General features: G+C 71.3%; 4 protein-coding genes. All 4 read right to left on the bottom strand.

The features are described from left to right. The coding region (locus ADK64_RS03055) for a beta-ketoacyl synthase N-terminal-like domain-containing protein (RefSeq protein WP_199829467.1) at window positions 1-907 on the bottom strand (907 nt) is incomplete at its 3' end. 61 nt (window positions 908-968) lie between these two features. Further along, window positions 969-3,956: an SDR family NAD(P)-dependent oxidoreductase gene (locus ADK64_RS03060; protein ID WP_053654593.1), complete on the bottom strand. Its 2,988-nt coding sequence runs from the start codon at window positions 3,954-3,956 to the stop codon at window positions 969-971. Beyond that, complete coding sequence (locus tag ADK64_RS03065) at window positions 3,946-4,923, bottom strand: acyltransferase domain-containing protein (protein ID WP_234384445.1); 978 nt, start codon at window positions 4,921-4,923, stop codon at window positions 3,946-3,948. Before ADK64_RS03065 ends, ADK64_RS03060 begins: the two co-directional genes overlap by 11 nt. Then, window positions 4,826-5,519, bottom strand: a 694-nt coding sequence (locus ADK64_RS03070) for a ketoacyl-synthetase C-terminal extension domain-containing protein (protein WP_324614357.1), incomplete at its 5' end; no start/stop codon positions are given. The genes ADK64_RS03070 and ADK64_RS03065, both read right to left, overlap by 98 nt.

The raw sequence follows: 5,519 nt of genomic DNA on the forward strand, positions 1-5,519 counted from the left end.
CCTGATTCACCGCCGAACCCCGCACCACCGCCAACACCTCATGACCACTACGCCGCGCATCCGACAACCGCTCCAACAACAACACCCCCACACCCTCGGAGAAGCCGGTGCCGTTGGCACCCGCGGCGAAGGCGCGGCACCGGCCGTCCGGGGAGAGGCCGCGCTGCCGGGAGAACTCGACGAACATCTTGCTGTCGGCCATCACGGCCGCGCCGCCTGCCAGCGCCATCTCCGACTCGCCCGTGCGCAGGGACTGGACGGCGAGGTGGATGGCGACCAGCGACGAGGAGCAAGCGGTGTCCACCGTCACCGCGGGGCCCTCGAGGCCAAGGGTGTACGACACGCGGCCCGAGGCGAAGCTGCCGGTGCTACCGCGCCCGAGGTACGCCTCCAGGTCCTCGGGGACCTGCCGTACGCGCGGGGCGTAGTCGTGGTGCATGATGCCGGTGTAGAAGCCGATCCTGCGGCCGCGCAGGGAGGTCGGGTCGATGTTGGCGCGCTCGAAGACCTCCCAGGAGGTCTCCAGGAGCAGCCGCTGCTGCGGGTCCATCGCCAGCGCCTCGCGCGGGGAGATCCCGAAGAACTCGGCGTCGAAACCTGCCACGTCGTCGAGGAAGCCGCCCTCACGGACATAGGACTTGCCCGGTACGTCGGGGTCGGGGTCGTACATGCCCGCCAGGTCCCAGCCGCGGTCGGCCGGGAAGGGGGTGATGGCGTCGACGCCGTCGGACACCAGCCGCCAGAGGTCCTCGGGGGAGGTCACCCCGCCCGGCAGACGACAGGCCATACCGACGATGGCGATGGGCTCCCACGCCTTCTCCTCGACCTCGCGCAGTCGGCGGGTGGCCTGGCGCGCGGTGGCGACTGCCTTGTTGAGGTATTCGCGGTACTTCTTGTCGTCGGCCACGGGAAAGGTCAGCTCCTAGAGAAAGTCTTCTGACTACGAGTGGGCAGCGGGGACGGCGGCGTCAGGAGACGGTGAACTCGTTGTCGATGATGTCGAAGACCTCGTCGTCGGAGACCGACTCGAGATCGTCGTCCGTTCCGTCCTGGGCGGCGTCCGGGGACCACTTGGCCAGCAGGACCTGCAGGGCGGCGGTGACCTGGGCGCGAACCGCCTGGTCGTCGGGGACGGAGGCGAGCGCGGCACTGAGCTTCTCGACCTCGGCGACCGCGCGGTGCGCCACGGGCCCGCCCTCGGGAGCGAGCGCCTCGCTCAGGTGGGCGACGAGCACGGCCGGTGCCGGGTAGTCGAAGAGCAGTGTGGCGGGCAGCCGCAGGCCGGTGGCCGTGGACAGCTTGTTGCGCAGTTCGACGGCGGTGAGCGAGTCGAAGCCCAACTCCTGGAAGGCACGGTCCTGGTGGACGGCGTGCGCGTCCTGGTGGCCGAGAACGACGGCGGTCTCCGCGCGAACCAGGTCGAGCAGTATCTCGCTGCGAGCGTCCTCTTCGAGGCCGGCCAGGCGCTGGCGCAGCGAGCCGGCCGTGGCGAGGTCGGCACGCCTGGCGCGGGCCTCGGCCGCCGCGATGCGGCGGGCCTCGGTCACGCCTTGCAGAAGCGCGGAGGGCCGGCGTGCGGTGAACGCGGGGTGGAATCGCTTCCAGTCGATGTTCGCGACGGTGACGCCGCTCTGACCGCCCGTCAGGGCACGGTCCAGGGCGGCCAGCATCAGCTCGGGGCGTACGGCCTCGATGCCCTGGCGGCGCAGCCGCGATGCCGAGGCGGCGTCGACCATGCCACCGCCGGCCCAGGCGCCCCAGGCGATGGAGGTGGCGGTCCGGCCGAGGGCCTGCCGGCGCAGGGCGAGGGCGTCCAGGTAGGCGTTGCCCGCTGAGTAGGCGCTCTGGCTGCCGCTGCCCCAGACGCCCGCGATGGACGAGAACACGATGAACGCGTCCAGGGGGGTGTCGCCGAGCAGCGCGTCGAGATGCGCCGCGCCGGCCACCTTGGCCGACACGACGGCGGCGAAGTCGTCGAGCGTCGTCTCCTCCAGGGAGCCGAAGCCGTTGACGCCGGCGGCGTGCACCACCGTGCGGACCGGGTCGCCGTCCGCCGCGAGCTTCGCCAGCAGATCCGCCAGGGCCTGCCGGTCGGCGACGTCGACGGCGGCCACGGTGACTCGGGCGCCGGCCTCGGCCAGTTCCGCGGTCAGTTCTGCGGCGCCCGGGCTGTCGGTGCCGCTGCGGCTGACGAGGACCAGGTGTTGGGCGCCGCCTGCGGCCATCCGGCGGGCGACGTGGCCGCCGAGGGCTCCGGTACCGCCGGTGATCAGCACGGTGCCGGTGGGCTGCCACGGGGTCTCGTCCGGCTGCGGCCGGTACAGCGGCGTCCGTTCCAGGCGGCGGGCGAGGACCGCCTTCGCGCGCAGGGCGAGTTGGTCCTCGTCGCCGCTGCCGCCCAGCACGGTGGTGAGCAGGGCACCCGTCTCGTCATCGAGGGTGGCGGGAAGGTCGATCAGTCCGCCCCAGCGGCCCGGGTGTTCGAGCGCGGCGACCTGGCCGAGTCCCCACAGGGCGGCCTGGTCGGCGCTGTGCACCGGGTCGGTGTCGGAGGTGGCGACCGCACCCTGGGTGACAAGCCAGAGCGGTGCGTCGATTTCGGCGTCGCCGAGCGCCTGGACCAGGGCGAGGGTCGCCGCCAGACCGCCGGTGACTCCGGGGTGGGCGGGGTGGGTGGCCTCGTCGAGAGCGAGCAGGGACAGGACGCCCGTGATGGTGTCCACGTCGGGCACCGCGGCGGTGAGGAGGTCGGCGAGGGTGTCACGGTCGGTTCCGTCGACGGGCAGCGGGACGGCGTCGGTACCCCTGTCACCGAGGGCGGTGAGACATGCGGTGACGACGGCGTCGTCCGTGCGGCCGGCGGGCACGACGACCAGCCAGGTGCCGGTAGGGGCCGCTGCCGGGTCCGTGGGCTCGGTCGGCGTCCAGGTCGTGCCGTAAACCCAGTTGTCCAGCCGGGAGGAACCGGTTTCGCGGGCCAGCCGGGCTCCGGCGAGCTGTTCCTGGGTCACCTGGCGGCCTATGAGGGCGTCGATGCGGGCGACGGGAACGCCCGTCTGGTCGGTCACCGTGACCTGCCAGGTCTCCTCGCCCGCGGGGACGAAGTGCGCGCGCAGCCGGGAGGCTCCCCGGGTCCACAGGGTGATGCCGTTCCAGGAGAAGGGCAGTCGGGGCAGGCCGGTGCCGTGGATCAGCGGAGCGTGCAGCGAGGCATCGAGCAGGGCGGGATGCAGGGAGAAGCGTCCCGCGTCCTCCTGCTGCTGCTCGGGCAGCGCGACCTCGGCGAAGATCTCGTCGTCGCGGGTCCATACCGCGCACAGTCCCTGGAAGGCGGGACCGTACTCGTAGCCGCGCTCGGCCAGGCCCGCGTACACGGACTCGAGGTCCACGGGCACGGAGGTGGCTCCGTCCGGAGGCCAGGCGAGCGCGGGTTCGTCGGACTCCAGGTCCTCCGGGACGAGCGTCCCGGCGGCGTGGCGCGTCCAGTCGGGTTCGTCGCCCTCGGGGCGGGAGTGGACGGAGACGGCGCGGCGGCCGGACTCGTCGGGCGCGGCGAGCTCGACGCGTACCTGGATGCCGCCCTCCTCGGGGAGGATGAGGGGTGCCTCGATGACGAGTTCCTCCAGTGAGCCGCAGTCGGCCTCGGCACCGGCGGTGAGGACCAGGTCGACGAAGCCGGTGCCGGGCAGCAGGGCCGTGCCCCACACGGCATGGTCGGCCAGCCAGGGGTGGGTGCGTACGGACCAGCGGCCGGTGAAGGCGATGCCGCCGGTTCCGGGCAGTTCCACGGCGGCGCCGAGGAGCGGATGTTCGGAGGGGGCGAGCCCGGCGGAGGAGACATCGCTTGCGGCGCGCTCCGTCTTCATCCAGTAGTGCTGGTGTTGGAAGGGATACGTCGGCAACTCCACCGGCCGCGCGGACCCCACGTCGAACACGGCCTTCCAGTCAACGTCCACACCCCCCGCTCGGCAACTCCACCGGCCGCGCGGACCCCACGTCGAACACGGCCTTCCAGTCAACGTCCACACCCCCCGCATACACCTCACCCACCGACCGCAAAAACCGCTCCAAACCCCCCTCACCACGCCGCAACGACCCCACCACCAGCCCATCCACACCCACCGCACCCATCGTCTCCGCCAACACAAAACCCAGCACCGGATGCGGACTCATCTCCACAAACACCCGACGCCCCTCCCCCAACAACACACGCGTCACCTCATCCAAACGCACCGACTCCCGCAAATTCCGATACCAATACCCCCTATCCAAAACCGCCGTATCCACCACACCACCCGTCACCGTCGAATAAAACGGCACCCCCGACGACACCGCCGACACACCCTCCAACACCCCCAACAACTCACCCTCAACACGCTCAACCTCCACCGAATGCGACGCATAATCCACCGGCACCCGACGCACCCGCACCCCCTCACCACGCAACTCCTCCTCCAACACCTCCAACACATCCACCACACCCGCCACCACCACCGACGACGGACCATTCACCGCAGCAACCGACAACCCCCCACCCAAACGCCCCTCCACCACACCCACCGGCAAACCCACCGACAACATCCCACCCCCACCAGCAAGCGACGACGCAATCACCTGACTCCGCCGCGCCACCACCCGCGCACCCTCCTCCAACGACAACGCACCCACCACACACGCCGCCGCAATCTCCCCCTGCGAATGCCCCACCACACCAGCCGGCTCCACCCCAACCGAACGCCACAACCCCGCCAACGACACCATCACCGCCCACAACACCGGCTGCACCACATCAACCCGCCCCAACGCCTCCTCATCACCCAACACATCAACCAACGACCACCCCACAAACGGCGCCAACGCCTCCCCACACCGCCCCATCCACTCCGCAAACACCACCGACTCCGACAACAACCCCAACGCCATCCCCACCCACTGCGCCCCCTGACCCGGAAACACAAACACCACACCCCCCCACCCACTGCGCCCCCTGACCCGGAAACACAAACACCACACCCGTGTCGCCGTGGGCGGCGGCCGGCACCGAGGTGTCCTCGGCCAGTGCCGCGAGGCGGCTCAGTGCCTCCTGGCGGGTGCCGGCGACCACCACTCCGCGGTGGTCGAACAGGGCGCGTGAGGTCAGGGAGAGGGCTACGTCGTGCAGCACGGCTTCCGGCCGGCTCTCCAGGAAGGCCGCGAGCCGCCTCGCCTGCTCGCGCAGAGCGTCGGGGGTCTTGCCCGACAGGGCCAGCGGTACCACGCCCCGGGGCACGACCTGTTCGGCGGCCGTCCGCGTGCCCTCGGTGGGTTCACGGGATCCGGTGGCTTCGGGTTCCGCCGGGCCGGACTCCTCGGACGCGGGCGCAGCGGGCCGTGCGGATTCGATGACGATGTGGGCGTTGGTGCCGCTGAGTCCGAAGGAGGACACCCCCGCACGCCGCGGCTCGTCCCGCTCGGGCCACTCCCGCGCCTCGGTCAGCAACTCCACCCCACCCGCCGACCAGTCCACCTCAGGCGTCGGA

It is taken from the genome of Streptomyces sp. MMG1121, from assembly GCF_001280015.1.
Taxonomy (GTDB): Bacteria; Actinomycetota; Actinomycetes; order Streptomycetales; family Streptomycetaceae; genus Streptomyces.